The sequence below is a fragment of the Streptomyces sp. NPDC007896 genome (genome assembly GCF_042959425.1).
Taxonomy (GTDB): Bacteria; Actinomycetota; Actinomycetes; order Streptomycetales; family Streptomycetaceae; genus Streptomyces.
Genome location: NZ_JBIBKX010000007.1, coordinates 200,891 through 216,620 on the forward strand (window position 1 = coordinate 200,891; position 15,730 = coordinate 216,620).

Here is a 15,730-nt window from a genome sequence, read left to right on the forward strand (position 1 = left end):
CCCCATCGCGTCGACGCCCTCCTCCGCCTTGCGGCTGCACGCACCAAGCCCCGCTCATCTGCGTTAGTGAGGCACCGTTGCTTTTCTCCGACCTGATCCGTAGCCCCGCGGCTGTCGAACCATGACCGCGACACCGGTGCGCGACGACGGTGCCGCGGCCCCATGGGGAACCGCCGAGTTCACCGCGCGGCTGCGCGCCGTCGCCGAGGACCGCTACCACGACCGTCATCCCTTCAACATCCGCATGCACCAGGGCGAGTTGACCCCGGCCGAGCTGCGCCGATGGATCATCAACCGCTTCCACTACCAACGCCACATCCCCGTCAAGGACGCCCTGATCCTGGCCAAGTTCGACGATCCCGCACTGCGTCGGATCTGGGTCCGCAGGATCCAGGACCACGACGGCACGGCCGCCGGGCGGGGCGGCATCGAACGCTGGCTGCGGCTGGGCGAGGCCGCCGGCCTGGAACGGCCGGCGCTGTGCGACGCCGCCCGGGTGCTGCCCGGCGTCCGGCTCGCGGTCGAGGGCTACGTCAATTTCTGCCGCCTGCGCCCCGCGCTGGACGCGGTCGCCGCCTCCCTCACGGAACTGTCCGCACCGGGGCTGATGCGCACGCGGATCGCCGCGTTCGAGCGGTATTACCCCTGGATCGAGGCCGAGGGGCTCGCGTACTTCCGTACCCGCATCGGGCAGGGCGGCCGTGACAGCGAGGAGGCGCTCGCCCTGGTCCAGGGCTGGGCCCGCACCCGTGAGCAGCAGGAACGGGCCGTGGCGGCCCTGACGTTCAAGTGCGAGGTGCTGTGGGCGCTCCTGGACGCGGTGGACCGCGCGAGCGACTTCGTGCCGACGGGCACGTCGGACGGGGTGTCGCGGGGTGACCCCCGCGGCGACCCGGCCGCCGCACCGGAGGGCAGCCCGCAGCGCGCGCCGGGTCGCGGCCATCGGGGTGCGTCAGGGAGAGGTCCGGTTCACCTGCCGGGTGCCTCCGGCGGGGTGTCGGGGGATACCTTGTCCGCACAGGCGCCGGGCTCGCCCGCGCGGGTCCGGCATCCCGGTCCGGCGCCTGCCCAGGTCCGGCATCCCGGTGCGCCCGTGCCCACGGACACCCCGGTGGTACCCGGCCCCGCAGGGGGCCCGCCATGAGCTGGCGTCCCGTACTCGCCCGCCCTGTCATGCTCCGTCATGATCCTGTCCGTGGGACCGACTTGCTCCTCATGCCCGAACGCGTCGTCGTCCTGCGCGGCCACGCCGGGAGTGTCGTCCGGCTCTGCGACGGCGACCGTGAGGTGCCCGAGATCGTCGCCGCGCTCGCCGAACGGTTCCCCGGCGCGCCGGTCGCCGACGAAGTACCCCGATTCCTCTCGGCGTTGCGCGAGGAGGGCTGGCTGCGATGACCGTGACTGTCGATCCCCCCTGGGCTCTGCTGGCCGAACTCACCCACGGCTGCCCGCTGCGCTGCGCGTATTGCTCCAACCCCGTCGAACTGATCAGTCGGTCAAGAGAGCTGACCGCCGAACAATGGACCGACGTATTTCGTCAAGCCGCTGACCTGGGCGTTGTCCAGACCCACCTGTCCGGGGGCGAACCCCTCCTCAGGCGCGATCTCGCCCGGATCGTCGCCGCCGCCGACACCGCGGGCCTCTACACCCAGCTCGTCACCAGCGGTGTGGGCCTGTACGAGCGAAGGCTCGCGGAGCTGCTGGACGCGGGACTGCGCAGCGTCCAGCTCTCCGTACAGCACACCGATCCCGGGGCCGCCGGACTCATCGCGGGGGCCCGTGCGTTCACGGCCAAGGAGCGCGCCGCACGGCTGGTGCGGGCGGCAGGGCTGCCACTCGGCCTGAACGTCGTGCTGCACCGGGCCAACATCGACGCCGTCGACGACCTGATCACGCTCGCCCTCGCCTGGGGAGCCGACCGGATCGAGCTCGCCCACACGCAGTACTACGGCTGGGCCGCCCGCAATCGCACCGCCCTGCTGCCGACCCGGGACCAGGCCGAACGGGCCCGCGTCACGGTGCGCCGTCGGCGCGAACAACTCAACGGGTCTCTCGAACTGGTCTGGGTGGCTCCCGACCTTCTCGACGCCACCGCGAAACCCTGCATGGGTGGCTGGGGAGCAGTCTCCCTGACCGTCGCCCCGGACGGCACCGCGCTCCCGTGCCCCTCCGCCGCGACACTCCCCGCACTCGACGCGCCGAACGTGCGCGCACACCGGCTCGACTGGATCTGGCGCGAGTCGAAGGCCTTCAACGCCTACCGGGGCGAGGCCTGGATGCCGGACCCCTGTCGCGGCTGCGCCCTGCGCACGACCGACTTCGGCGGCTGCCGCTGTCAGGCGTACGCGCTCACCGGCGACGCCTCCCGCACCGACCCGGCCTGCCGCCACGCACCCGACCACCACCTCGTCCGCGCTCTCGTCGACGAGGCACCGCTCAGGAACTCCGCCTACGCCTACCGAGAGGGAGGAACATGAGACGACGACTGCGGGCAGCGCTGATGGCGGGCGTGCTCGCCACCGCCGGCCTGACCACGGTGGCCGCCACCGCACCCCCAGCACCTCTGCCCCCAGCACCTGTTGGAAGGCCCGTCGCCGCCCAGGACTGGTCCGTCGCACTGATCGACTCGACCATGGCCCGCTACACCCCGAGCACGATCGGCGGCTGGTCGTACCCGGTCGGGCTGTACCTCTACGGCCAGTACCTCACCTACAAGCGCACGCACGACGCCCGCTATCTCGCCTACATCAAGAGCTATGTCGACCGCTTCGTATCGAGCGACGGTTCGATCGGCCAGAGCTTCAACAGCCTCGACAGCATGCAGGCGGGCCGGCTGCTGACGATCCTGCACCACGAGACGGGCCAGGACCGCTATCGCAAGGCGGCCCTGAAGATCCGGAACCGTCTGAACACCTACCCACGCACCTCCGACGGAGGCTTCTGGCACGCCGACACCAGCAGCCGGGCCCACCAACTCTGGTCGGACGGCGTCTACATGGTGAACCCGTTCCTCGTCGAGTACGGCAAGGAGTTCGGGGACGCGACCTACGCGAACGACGAAGCCGCCAAGCAGCTCTACGTCTACGGCAGCCATCTCCAGGTGGCGAACGGCCTTTTGAAGCACGCCTACGACGAGTCGAAGACGGCGAGCTGGGCAGACCCCGCGACCGGTCTCGCCCCGGAGCACTGGTGCCGGGCGGTCGGCTGGTACGCGATGGCGATCGTCAACGTGCTCGACGCGATCCCGGTCAACCATCCGCGACGGGCCCAACTGGTCGGTATTTTGCGGAGGTTGGCCGCAGGTCTGGAGAAGTATCAGGACCCGGCCACCGGCCGCTGGTTCCAGGTGATCGACAAGGGCGCCCGCAGCGACAACTGGACCGAGACGTCCTGCTCCAGCATGTTCACCTACGCCCTCTCGCGCGGCGCCCAGCAGGGCTACCTCGACCCGCACTACGCGTCTGTCGCCGGGCGCGGTTACCAGGGCGTCCTCGCCAGGATCTCGGTCGGCTCCGACGGCCGCACCAACCTCACCGACATCTCCATCGGCACCAACGTCGGCGACTACGCGTACTACATCGCCCGCGACCGGGCCACGAACGACTTCCACGGCCTCGGCGCCTTTCTGATCATGAACGAACAGCTCACAGCCCACCCACTCAGGACGAGGTGAGTCAGCCATGAGCACCACCAGAAGAACCCTGCTCGGCGCGGCGCTCGGCGGCGCCGCCGGAGCCGCGGTCGGCATCCCGGCGACGGCCACCGCGGCCCACGCAGCCTCCTGGCAGCTGAAGTGGTCCCCATCGGCGAGCAGCGACAAGCTCGGCGCCTTCGAGACGATCGAGGACGACCGCGCCGACTCGCACCCCGCGGGCCGGCCGCACATCTTCGCCACCGGCGACAACTGGCGCTTCAACCTGCACACCGCCGACCGCGACACCTCGACGGACCGCCAGCGCCAAGAAGTCACGGGCCTGCGTAACGGCAGCGGCAGTGACTACCTCAAGTGGACCGTGGGCCAGACCTGGCGGGTCACGTACTCGATGTATATCCCGAGCTCGCTGAAGGCGACCACCACCTTCACCCACATCATGCAGATGAAGCAGCCCGGCACCGGCACCTCGCCGATCGTCGTGCAGTCACTGCGCCGGGTGAACGGGATGCAGACCATCGAGCTGAAGCTCGCGATCGACGACATCCTTGTCGGCCGCACCGATCTGGAGCCGCTGCAGAACAAATGGATCGACGTCGACTTCCAGATCAAGGTCGGCAACGGCTCCGCGGGCACCATCCGCTGGATCCTCAAGAACGGCTCCACCACCGTCATCGACGCGTCCAGGTCCGGCGTCGACACCTTCCTCGCCGACCGGGTGCGCCCCAAGTGGGGCATCTACCGGTCCCTCGGCGACACCTCCGGGTCCCTGCAGGACTGCTACCTGCTGCTGACCAACCTGCGCGGCTACCAACTGGTGTGAGGAGCCGTTCCATGAAACCCCCCATGAGAAAGCGGAGTTGGGCGGCGAGTGTCTTCTTCGCCTTCGCCGTCGTACTCGGCCTGACCCACCCCGAGGCCCTCGCGGCCTCCCGAACCGCCACCGCACCCACGTCCACGTCCACCTCCGCCAAAGCGCCCCACGCCGCGGTCTTCGACGTCCACGACTACGGAGCCAAGGGCGACGGATCCACCAACGACACCCCCGCCATCAACAAGGCCGTCACCGCGGCGAACGCGGCCGGCGGCGGCACGGTCCGCTTCCCGGCCGGCCAGTACAAGTCCAAGAACACCATCCGCATGAGGAGTGATGTCACGCTCCAGGTCGACAAGGGCGCGACGATCCAGGGCTCCAGCGCGGACACCTACGACCCGCCCGAGACCAACCCCAACGACGCCTATCAGGACTACGGGCACAGCCACTTCCACAACGCGATGATCTACGGCGACAAGCTGAAGAACATCGGCTTCGTGGGCGAGGGCGTCATCGACGGCCTCGGCAACCTCATCACCGGCAACCCCAAGTCCGGCGAGGCCGACAAGATCCTCTCGCTGACCCGCTGCGACGGACTGCGCCTCGGCGACGGACTCACCCTCCGCAGGGGCGGCCACTTCGCGGCCCTCATCAACGGCTGTACGAACGTCACCTCGGACCACCTGACCATCGACACCGCGAGCGACCGCGACGGCTGGAACATCATCAGCACGACCGACGTCACGGTCACGAACGCCAACATCAAGGCCAACGACGACGCCCTCGTCTTCAAGAGCGACTACGCGCTCGGCGCCAAGCTCCCCAACGGTCATGTCCGGGTGAGCGATTCCCATCTGTCGGCGGTGTGCTGCAACGCCCTGATGTTCGGCTCCGAGACCTGCGGCGACTTCACCGACTACCAGTTCGCCAAGATCCGCATCGAGGGCTCCGGCAAGTCCGGGCTCGGCATGGTCTCCATGGACGGCGCGAAGATCTCCGACGTCCACTACCGAGACATCACCATGACCGGCGTCCACTCGCCGATCATGCAGAAGATCGGCACCCGAAAGCGCTGCGGCAACAGTCCCGGCGTCGGCTCGATCAGCAACGTCACGTACGACAACATCACGGCGACCGGGGTGAGTCCGTCCTTCAGCCCGACACTGTGGGGTGAGAGCGGCCACCGGATCAACGGGGTCACCTTCACCGACGTCAACATCACCGTTCCCGGCGGCAACGGCACCATGTCCACCGCCGTGCCGAGCAACGACCCGGGCGACTACAACCCGAAGGCCATCGGCACGCGGCCCGCGTACGGCTGGTACCTCCACAACGCCGACAACGTCACCTTCACGGACAGCTCGGTGAAGTACGCGGCCGACGACGGACGCCCGGCCTTCATCGCGAACGCCGCGAACGGGATCAGGTTCACCCGGTTCACGGCCCAGCGGGGGAGCAACTCACCGCACGACATGGGCTTCCAGAACGTCACCGGCTACTGCCTGACGGACAGCCACAACACCTCGGGGGGCACGCTGAGGGTCTCCAACAGCGGCTCCAGCGAGAACTGCGGTACGGCAGCCAAGAGCACGGCGGTGACGACCAGAGCCGTGCGGCAGCCGCACACAGGTGTGAAGCCGCTCGACCTCGAAAACCCCCGCCAGGCCTTCCTGCGCGGCTCCGTCGGCGGACTCTTCCTGCACTGGGGCGAACGCACCGCCCCCGCCCACACCAGCTGCACCGCCTGGGAGAACGACGTCACCAACGGCGGCTGGACCCCCGACTACTGGGTGAACGAGGCCCAGAAACTGCACACCCAGTACCTCGTCCTCGCCACCTTCCACAGCCGCCTCGGCTACGCCCGCCCCTGGCCCTCGAAGATCCCCGGCAGTTGCTCCACCAAGCGGGACTTCCTCGGTGAGCTGATCACGGCTGCCAAGGCCAAGGGTCTCAAGGTCATCCTCTACATGACCGACGACCCCCAATGGCACGACGAGGGCGGTCACGAGTGGCTCGACTCGGCCGCGTACTCCGCCTACAAGGGCACCGACGTCGACCTCACCACCCGCGACGGCTTCGGCCGCTTCAGCTACGACAACTTCTTCGAGGTCATGGACCGCTACCCGGACCTCGGCGGCTTCTGGATCGACAACGACAACGCGTACTGGGAGAGCCACGACCTCTACGCGCAGATCCAGCAGAAGCGCCCGAACTACACGCTCAGCAACAACAACGAAGACACGCCGATCATGGACATGATCAGCAATGAGCAGAAGACGGGCATGACCCCGTCCTACGACTACCCCCAGGCCCTCTACACGGCCGGGCCCCGCCTCACCGAGGCCGACTTCAAGCTCCCGTCGAGCGGAGCGTGGTGGTACGACGGCTCCAACCCGTCCGTGGACAAGATGCTCACTCTCGGCCGGCTGATCACCAACGCGGGCTCGTCCGTGAAGGCACTGATGGCCGAGACCGCGCAGGTCAACGGCAAGTTCCCGTCGAATCAGGAAGCCTTCAACAACTTCGCCAACTCCTACCTCGGCCCCATCTGGCAGTCGCTGCACGGCACCGAGGGCGGCGGCTACCTGTACGGCGGCCTCAAGCCCGGCTTCTGGAACGACGGGGCCCACGGCGTCACCACGGTCAGCAAGACCGACCCCGACCTCCACTACATCCACGTACTGACCCCGCCCAGCACCAGTACCCTGCGCGTCCGCGACAACGGCTACCGCATCGCCTCCGTCACCAACCTCCGTACAGGGGCGGCCGTTTCGTGGTCCCAGTCGGGCGGCGTGCTCACCCTGAGCGGCCTGGCGAACTGGGACCCGTACGACACCGTCTTCAAGGTCACCACGGGCGGCCGCCAGGGCATCGCGTCCGGCGTCACGATGTCCGCGAGCGCCTCGGCGAGCGGTCATGGCGCGGCGGCCGCGGGCGACGGCGACTACCTCACCTACTGGGACAGCAACAAGACGCTGCCCGTCAACCTCACCTTCGACCTCGGCAGCGCGAAGAAGGTCCAGTACATCGGCCTCAACCAGCGTGAGGACTCCGTCGCCTACGCGCGCTCCGACACCGAGCAGTCCGCACGTATCAAGGACTACAAGGTGTTCCTCGGCAACGACGGGTCCACCTGGGGCAGCGCGGTCAGGACCGGTCAGCTCGCCAGCCGGCGCGGTATCCAGGGGATCGACCTGACGGCCGCCAACGCCCGTTACGTACGCCTCGAGGTCGACTCCACCTGGGCCGCGTCCACCGACACCACCCGCTACAAGCGGCTGCGGATCGACGAGGCCTGGATCGGCACGTCGTACGCCACCCCGGCGGCCACGTCCAGGTCCACGTCTCCGCCCTCGTTCGGCACCTACTCGGACAACGGTCAGTCCCTCCGCCCCGCCATGGGCTGGAGCAGCTGGAGTTTCGTGCGCCGCTGGCCGACCGAGGCGAAGATCAAGGCCCAGGCGGACGCGCTCATCGCGAGTGGGCTCAAGGATCACGGCTTCGTCCACATCAACCTCGACGACTTCTGGCAGAAGTGCGACGCGAACGGATTCGTCGTCGACTCCTACGGACGCTGGAGCGTCGACACCGCCAAGTTCCCCTCCGGGATCAAGGCGCTGGCCGACTACATCCACTCCAAGGGACTGAAGTTCGGCTTCTACGTCACGCCGGGCATCGCCAAGAACGCCGTCACCAAGAACACACCGATCGAGGGGACCTCGTACCACGCGGCCGACATCGCGGACACCTCGAAGACCGAGAAGAACTACAACTGCAAGAACATGTACTACATCGACTACGGGAAGCCGGGCGCCCAGGAGTTCGTGAACTCATGGGCCAAGCAGTTCGCCTCCTGGGGAGTCGACTACCTGAAGATCGACGGCGTGGGCAGTGCCGACATCCCCGACGTCCAGGCCTGGGACAAGGCACTGCGGGCCAGCGGCCGGCCCATCACCTTCGCCCTCTCCAACAACCTGCCGATCGCCCATGCCTCCACCTGGAAGTCCCTGGCGAACAGCTGGCGCACCCAGGGCGACGTCGAGTGCTACTGCGGCTCGGGCGCGAACGGCAGCGGCTATCCGCTGACCGACTGGTCCCACGTCCTGGCCCGCTTCACCTCGGCCGCCAACTGGCAGGCGTATGCGGGACCGGGCGGCTGGAACGACCTCGACTCGCTGGAGATCGGCAACGGCGACCAGGCGGGCCTCACCGCGGACCAGCGCCGGTCACACTTCACCCTGTGGGCGATGGCGGGCGCGCCCCTGCTCCTCGGCACGGACCTGACGAACCTCGACCCCGTCGACAGACCGATGCTGAGCAACGACCGCCTCATCGGCGTCGACCAGGACGGCGCCGCCGCGAAACGGATCGTCAGCAGTGGCGTCAAGCAGGTCTGGAGCAAGAAGGAGAGCGACGGCCAGTACGTCGTCGCCCTCTTCAACACCGGTACGTCAGGCAACTCCACCGTCGGTGTGAACTGGTCGCAGGTCGGCTTCACCGGCTCCGGTGATGTCACGGACCTGTGGTCGGGCTCCCACAAGGGCACGATCACCGACTCGTACAGCGCGACCCTGCGCCCGGGGGAGACGCGCCTGATCCGGGTGAAGCCGGTGAGCACCGCGCTGAAGGCCGCCGCGGCCTCACCCGGCATGGCGGTGGCGCCCTACGAGTACCTCGGCTGGGGCAGCCCGCAGAACCCGACGTCGGTCATGTCGGCGACCGGGGTGAAGTGGTTCACGCTCGCGTTCGTCCTCTCCGACGGCTCCTGCAACCCGAAGTGGGACGGCTCGCGCCCGCTGACCGGCGGCAACGACCAGTCGAAGATCAACGCGATCCGCTCGGCCGGCGGTGACGTCGTCGTCTCCATCGGCGGCTGGAGCGGCGCCAAACTCGGCGAGAAGTGTTCCAGCGCCTCGGCGCTCGCGGGTGCCTACCAGAAGGTCATCAACGCCTACGGCCTCAAGGTCATCGACATCGACATCGAGAACACCGAGTGGAGCAACGCCACCGTCCGGCAACGCGTGATCGACGCGCTGAAGATCGTGAAGGCCAACAACTCCGGGCTCAAGACGATCGTCACCTTCGGTACGACGACCAGCGGCCCGGACTCCACCGGCGTCGACATGATCAAGCGGGGTGCCGCCTCGGGCCTGGCGAACGACATCTGGTGCATCATGCCGTTCGACTTCGGCGGCGGCACCACGAACATGGGCACGCTCACCACCCAGGCCATGGAGGGCCTCAAGGCACGGGTCAAGTCGGCCTATGGATACAGCGACACGACGGCGTACGCGCACATCGGCCTGTCGTCCATGAACGGCAAGACCGACGACTCCGGCGAACTGGTCCGCGTCGCCGACTTCAAGACCATGCTCGCCTACGCCCAACAGCACCACATCGGGCGTCTCACCTACTGGTCGGTGAACCGCGACCGGGCCTGCGGCTCCGGCTCCGACGGTGACTCCTGCAGCGGCGTGTCGCAGCAGCCGTACGACTACCTCAAGGTCTTCGCCCAGTACACGGGCTGAGGGGACGAACCCATGAAACTCAACAGAGCGCTGCCCTGGTGCCTCTCGCTCGTCCTGGCCGTGCCGCTCGTCGCACTGACCGGCACGGCGGCGCAGGCGGCCACCGACTACCAGGCCGAGGACGCCACGATCTCGCAGGGCGCCGTGGCCACCAACCACACCGGCTACACGGGCACCGGCTTCGTCGACTACACCAACATCACCGGCTCGTACGTGGAGTTCACGGTGAGCGCGGCCACGGCCGGCACCTCCTCGCTGGCCCTGCGCTACGCCAACGGCACGAGCACCGACCGCCCGATGGACCTCTCCGTCAACGGCACGGTCGTCGCCTCCGGGGTCTCCTTCCCGGCCACCACCGACTGGAACACCTGGGCGACGAAGAGTGTGAACGTCCAGCTCGACGCGGGTTCCAACAAGATCCGCGCGACCGCCACCACGGCGAACGGCGGCCCCAACCTCGACCGCGTCAGCGTCGGTACCGCCGCCGACACCCAGGCACCCTCGCGGCCGGGCCAACCGAGCTGCTCGGCCATCGGAGAGGACGCCCTCACCCTCTCCTGGGGCGCCTCCACGGACAACGTCGGCGTGGCCGCGTACGACCTCTACGAGCACGGCAACAAGCTCGGCGAGGCGGCCGGCGACGCGACCTCCAAGGTGCTCACCGGCCTGAGTCCGAACACCACCTACAACCTCACCGTCATCGCCCGCGACGCCGCCGGCAACGCCTCCCAGGCCAGCCCTGTCGTCGACTGCACGACTCGGCCCAGCTCCGACACCACCCCGCCCGGCAAACCCGGCACCCTCACCTCCTCGAACGTCACGGCCACCAGCGCCGACCTGAGCTGGGGCGCCTCGACCGACGACAAGGCGGTCGTCGGCTACGACGTGCGCAGCGACACGACGGTCTACAAGAGCGTCACCGGCACGTCGACCACGCTCACCGGACTCGCCTGCAACAGCCCGTACACGCTGAACGTGGTGGCGCGCGACGCGGCCGGCAACGTGTCGCCGCAGAGCAACACGGTCACCTTCACGACCAAGGCCTGTGCCACCGACGGCGGGGTCCCCTCGTCCATCGGGACCGTCTCCAGCGGCTGGACGATCCCGTGGGGCACGTACTGGATGCCCGACGGACAGACGGCGCTGGTCACCGAACGGGACGACTTCCGGGTCTGGAAGGTCACCAAGGACGGCACGAGGACCCAGGTCGGAACCGTGCCGAACGCCGTCACCACGAACGGCGAGGGCGGACTGCTGGGTGTGGCCGTCGACCCGAAGTGGGCGACCAACCACTACGTGTACTTCATGCACACGGCCTCCGAAGGCAACCGTGTCGTGCGCATGACCTACGACGGCAGCTCCCTCACGAACTACACGATCCTCCTCCAGGGCATCAAGAAGAACCGCTACCACAACGGCGGACGCCTCGCCTTCGGTCCCGACGGCTATCTGTACGTCTCCACCGGTGAGGCCCAGACACCCGAACTGGCCCAGGACAAGACGTCGTTGAACGGCAAGATCCTGCGGATGACGACGGACGGCAAGGCCGCCCCCGGCAACCCGTTCGGCAACTACGTCTACAGCTACGGGCACCGCAACCCGCAGGGCCTCGCCTTCGACCGCAACGGCCGCCTGTGGGAGGCCGAGTTCGGCAACAGCTCCAAGGACGAACTCAACCTCATCAAACCGGGCGCCAACTACGGCTGGCCGACCTGCGAGGGCAGCTGCAGCGTCTCCGGGATGACCAACCCGAAGGCGACCTGGAACGTCTCCGAGGCGTCCCCCAGCGGCATCGCGATCGTCCGCAACGTCGTCTACATGGCGTCCCTGCGCGGCGAACGGCTGTGGCGCATCCCCATCACCGGCGACACGGAGAACGTCGGCACGCCGACGGCGTACTACGTCGGCACCTACGGCCGCCTGCGCACGGTCACCAAGGTGCCCGGCGCCGACCAGCTCTGGCTCTCCACCACCAACTGCGACAACAACGGAGGAGCGGCGGACGGCTCGGACAAGATCTTCAAGGTGAGCATCAACTAGCCGGACCGGAGGTGTTGTACCGGGCTCATGACCGGTACAACGCCTCCACCTCCGTCGCATACGCGTTCTCGATCGCCTTCCGTTTCAACTTCAGCGAAGGCGTCAGCAGCCCGTGCTCCTCGGTGAACTGGTTCGCCAGTATCCGGAACGTACGGATCGACTCGGCCTGCGAGACCAGGGTGTTCGCGGCGACCACCGCCCGCCGCACCTCGGTCTCCAGGTCCGGGTCGCGCACCAGGTCGGACGGGGACAGCCGCGCCTTGCCCCGCATCTGGAGCCAGTGTTCGACGGCCTCGGAGTCGAGGGTGACGAGCGCCGCGATGTACGGCCGGTCGTTGCCGACCACGATGCACTGGGCGACCAGCGGATGGTCGCGGACACGCTCCTCCAGGACGCCCGGCGAGACGCTCTTGCCGCCGGAGGTCACCAGGATCTCCTTCTTGCGCCCGGTGATGGTGAGAAAGCCATCCTCATCGAGGGTGCCGAGGTCGCCGGTGGCGAGCCAGCCGTCGTGCAGTGCGGCGTCGGTGGCCTTGGGGTCGTTCAGATAGCCCTGGAAGATGTTGCCGCCGTGCAGCCAGATCTCGCCGTCGTCCGCGATGTGCACGGTCGTGCCCGGAATGGCCTGGCCGACCGTCCCGTACCGGGTCCGCTCGGGCGGGGTGACGACCGCGGCGGCGGTGGTCTCGGTGAGCCCGTATCCCTCGTAGATCTGGATGCCCGCGCCGGCGAAGAACAGCCCGAGCCGACGGTCCATCGCGGAGCCGCCCGACACCGCGTGTCTGACCCGGCCGCCCAGGGCGGCGCGCATCTTGGTGTAGACGACCTTGTCGAAGAACTGGTGCTGCATCCGCAGGCTCGCCGACGGCCCGGCGCCGATCCCCCACGCCTTCGCCTCGATCGCGTCCGCGTAGCGGACCGCGACCTCCACGGCCTTCTCGAAGGCTCCGGCCTTTCCGTCCTTCTCGGCCTTGCGGCGGGCCGCGTTGAAGACCTTCTCGAAGATGTACGGCACCGCCAGGATGAACGTCGGCTGGAACGCGGCCAGGTCGGGCAGCAGCACGGCGGCATGCATCTGCGGCTGATGGCCCAGCTTGACCTTCCCGAGGACTCCCGCGACCTGGACCATCCGCCCGAAGACATGCGCGAGCGGCAGGAACAGCAGCGTGGACGCCCCGTTGTCGCGCTTGGAGGTGAAGATCGGTTCCATGAGCCCGATGACGGTGCTCGCCTCGGCCATGAAGTTGGCGTGCGAGATGACGCAGCCCTTGGGGCGGCCCGTGGTGCCCGAGGTGTAGATGATCGTCGCGATCGACTCGGGGGTGACGGCGCGCCGGTGCCGGTGCACCACCTCGTCGTCGATGCCCGCGCCCGCCTCGTAGAGCTCCTGCACCGCGCCCGAGTCCAGTTGCCAGAGCTTGTGCAGCTGGGGCAGCCGGTCGATCACCGTGGCGATGGTCATCGCGTGGTCCTCGTGCTCGACCACCGCGGCCGACACCTGCGCGTCGTGCAGCATCCAGAAGACCTGCTCGGCCGAGGATGTCGAGTACATGGGGACGACATGGGCGCCGATCGTCCACAACGCGTAGTCGAAGAGTGTCCATTCGTAGCGGGTACGGGACATGATCGCGACCCGGTCGCCGAATCGGATTCCCTGGGCGAGCAGTCCCTTGGCAAGTGCGAGGACCTCGTCACGGAACTCGGCGGCCGTCACATCGCGCCACTGTTCGTTCTCGTCCTTGCGGCCGAACGCGGCCCGCAGCGGGTCCTCCTGGGCATGGTCGAACACGACGTCGGCCAGGCCGCCCACCGGCGGCGCCGACGCCAACGGAGGGTTGGTGAACTCGCGCAATCCCGCTCCTAGTGGCGCTCCGCACAGCGCCGTGAAAGCTACCCCACCTCGCCGTCGGGCGGGAGGGGTGCCGGAGCAGGGGTCGGCCGGGGGTGTGTGCGGCATCCGCACAGGTCAGCAGAGAAAATGCCCGCACATGGGGAAGGGCCGGACAGAATCCCTTACGGTTCCGTAGGTTTCGGTCCCGTAATCTCCACGGAATCTGTACGACCCTCCTACGGGGCACGGGGCGCCGAATACCGGACACGGAGTTTCCGATTCCGCGCTGTGCGGCTACCGCCGGAGCCGGTCCCGGTGGCTCCGAAACCGGCTCCGCCGGTGTCATGACCGGGCCCTCACCGGTGTCATGCGCGGGACGCCGTCGCCCGCTTCGCCGGTGCCTCGGCCGTGTCCGTCACAGCGCGCGGCGTCCGCACCAACACCAGTACCAGCGCACCGGCGACCATCCCCGTCACGCCCGCCGCCACCGACGCCGAGTCGAGCCCCGAGGCGAACGCGGCCCGCAGGGTGTGCTCGGAGAGGGGGCCGCGCAGTGCCCCGGCGCCGCCGCCGGCCAGGGTGTGGGCCGCGTCGTGCGAGAGCGTGTCCTGCATGCGGGAGGTCAGCACCGTGCCGAAGACGGCGACCCCGAGCGCGTACCCCAGCTGGCGGACCGTGTTCACCGCGCCGCCCGCCATGCCCGCCCGCTCCGGCGGGACGGCGGCGAGCGCGGCGCCCGCGATGGCGGGGGACACGAAGCCCGTGCCGATGCCGACCAGGACGAGGCCCGGCACCAGCACCGTCCAACTCGTGCCCGCGTCCAGCACGGCCTGGCAGAACGCGCCCGAGCCGACCAGGAGCAGCCCGCCTCCTATCGTCAGCCGTGCCGGAACCCCGTGCAGCAGTTTCCCGGCGAGGATCGCGACCACCATCGTCGCGCCGGTCAGCGGGAGCAGGGTGAGCCCGCCACGCACCGGGCTCATGCCGAGCACGGTCTGCATCCAGATGGACAGGTACGGGATCACACCGAATGCCACCCCGTTGAAGGCGAGCGCGCCCGCCATCACGCCCACGAACGCGGGCTTGCGCAGCAGCGACAGGTCCAGGAGCGGGTGGGCGACCCGCCGCTCGACGAGGACGAACGCGACCAGCGCCAGCGCCGCCGTCCCGAACGAGCCCGTCACCACCCCAGACGTCCAGCCGTCCGCCCCGGCCCGCACCACCCCGTACGTGGTCGCCCCGGCGAAGCAGGCGAAGGCGACGGTGCCCGCCCAGTCGATGCGCATCCCGCGCGGTCCGCGCGACTCCGGCACCACCCGCAGCGTCAGCCACACCGAGGCCACGCTCACCGGCAGGTTCACGAAGAAGATCCACCGCCAGCCCGGCCCCTCGGTGAGCAGCCCGCCGAGCACCGGCCCGACCGCCGCCGCCCCACCGCTGACCGCGCCCCACACCCCGAGCGCCGTCGACCGCTGCCGCCCCTGGTAGACCGAGCCGAGCAGCGGCAGGGTCGTCGCGAACATCGCCGCCGCGCCCACCCCCTGCAGCCCGCGCGCGGCCACCAGCATCCCGGGCCCGGACGCGAGCCCGCACAGCAGCGACGCCACCGCGAACAGCACCACGCCCGCCACGTGCACCCGGCGCCGTCCCAGAATGTCGGCGGCGGCCCCCACTCCCAGCAGCAGCGCGGCGAGCGCGAGCGCGTACCCGTCGATCACCCACTGCAGATCACTCAGCGACGCGTGCAGCGCCCGCGCCATATCCGGCAGCGCGACGACCGCGATCGTCACGTCCAGCAACAACATGAACGTCCCCAGGCACACCGCCGTGAGCGGCCCCCATGTACGCATGTCCTCAACTCCTCC

The 15,730-nt window shown here is 68.9% G+C and carries 8 protein-coding genes and 1 pseudogene; 7 read left to right on the forward strand and 2 right to left on the reverse strand.

Annotation, left to right across the window (positions count from 1 at the left end; translation table 11 throughout):
* Positions 1–121 precede the first annotated feature (121 nt).
* From pqqC to ACFZDJ_RS23665, 7 genes and pseudogenes are all read left to right on the forward strand, one after another.
* Positions 122–832: pseudogene (gene pqqC / locus ACFZDJ_RS23635) on the forward strand (pyrroloquinoline-quinone synthase PqqC); the annotation flags it as partial.
* Between the two features lie 341 nt (positions 833–1,173).
* Complete coding sequence (gene pqqD / locus ACFZDJ_RS23640; RefSeq protein ID WP_391061691.1) at positions 1,174–1,395, forward strand: pyrroloquinoline quinone biosynthesis peptide chaperone PqqD; 222 nt, start codon at positions 1,174–1,176, stop codon at positions 1,393–1,395.
* A complete protein-coding gene (gene pqqE, locus ACFZDJ_RS23645; protein ID WP_384910311.1) occupies positions 1,392–2,477 on the forward strand; it encodes a pyrroloquinoline quinone biosynthesis protein PqqE in 1,086 nt (361 codons plus the stop codon). The genes pqqD and pqqE overlap by 4 nt, the downstream gene beginning before the upstream one ends.
* Positions 2,474–3,673 carry a glycoside hydrolase family 88 protein gene (locus ACFZDJ_RS23650; RefSeq protein WP_391061179.1) on the forward strand — a complete coding sequence of 400 codons (1,200 nt, stop codon included), beginning with the start codon at positions 2,474–2,476 and terminating at the stop codon, positions 3,671–3,673. Before pqqE ends, ACFZDJ_RS23650 begins: the two co-directional genes overlap by 4 nt.
* Before the next feature lie 7 nt (positions 3,674–3,680).
* Entirely contained in the window at positions 3,681–4,475 is a 795-nt protein-coding gene (locus ACFZDJ_RS23655) for a Tat pathway signal sequence domain protein (RefSeq protein WP_391061181.1), read from the forward strand.
* Positions 4,476–4,486: 11 nt separating this feature from the next.
* Positions 4,487–9,994 (forward strand): glycosyl hydrolase family 28 protein, encoded by a 5,508-nt coding sequence (locus ACFZDJ_RS23660; protein ID WP_391061183.1) that lies wholly within the window; start codon positions 4,487–4,489, stop codon positions 9,992–9,994.
* Positions 9,995–10,006: 12 nt separating this feature from the next.
* Positions 10,007–12,034 (forward strand): PQQ-dependent sugar dehydrogenase, encoded by a 2,028-nt coding sequence (locus tag ACFZDJ_RS23665; protein WP_391061185.1) that lies wholly within the window; start codon positions 10,007–10,009, stop codon positions 12,032–12,034.
* 25 nt (positions 12,035–12,059) lie between these two features.
* Here the strand turns inward: ACFZDJ_RS23665 and ACFZDJ_RS23670 are convergent, their stop codons facing one another.
* Together ACFZDJ_RS23670 and ACFZDJ_RS23675 are read right to left on the reverse strand one after the other, a co-directional pair.
* On the reverse strand, positions 12,060–13,886 hold the full coding sequence (locus tag ACFZDJ_RS23670) for an AMP-binding protein (RefSeq protein WP_390929716.1): 1,827 nt from the start codon (positions 13,884–13,886) through the stop codon (positions 12,060–12,062).
* Between the two features lie 344 nt (positions 13,887–14,230).
* Positions 14,231–15,715: an MFS transporter gene (locus ACFZDJ_RS23675; protein ID WP_351310895.1), complete on the reverse strand. Its 1,485-nt coding sequence runs from the start codon at positions 15,713–15,715 to the stop codon at positions 14,231–14,233.
* Between the last annotated feature and the right edge of the window lie 15 nt (positions 15,716–15,730).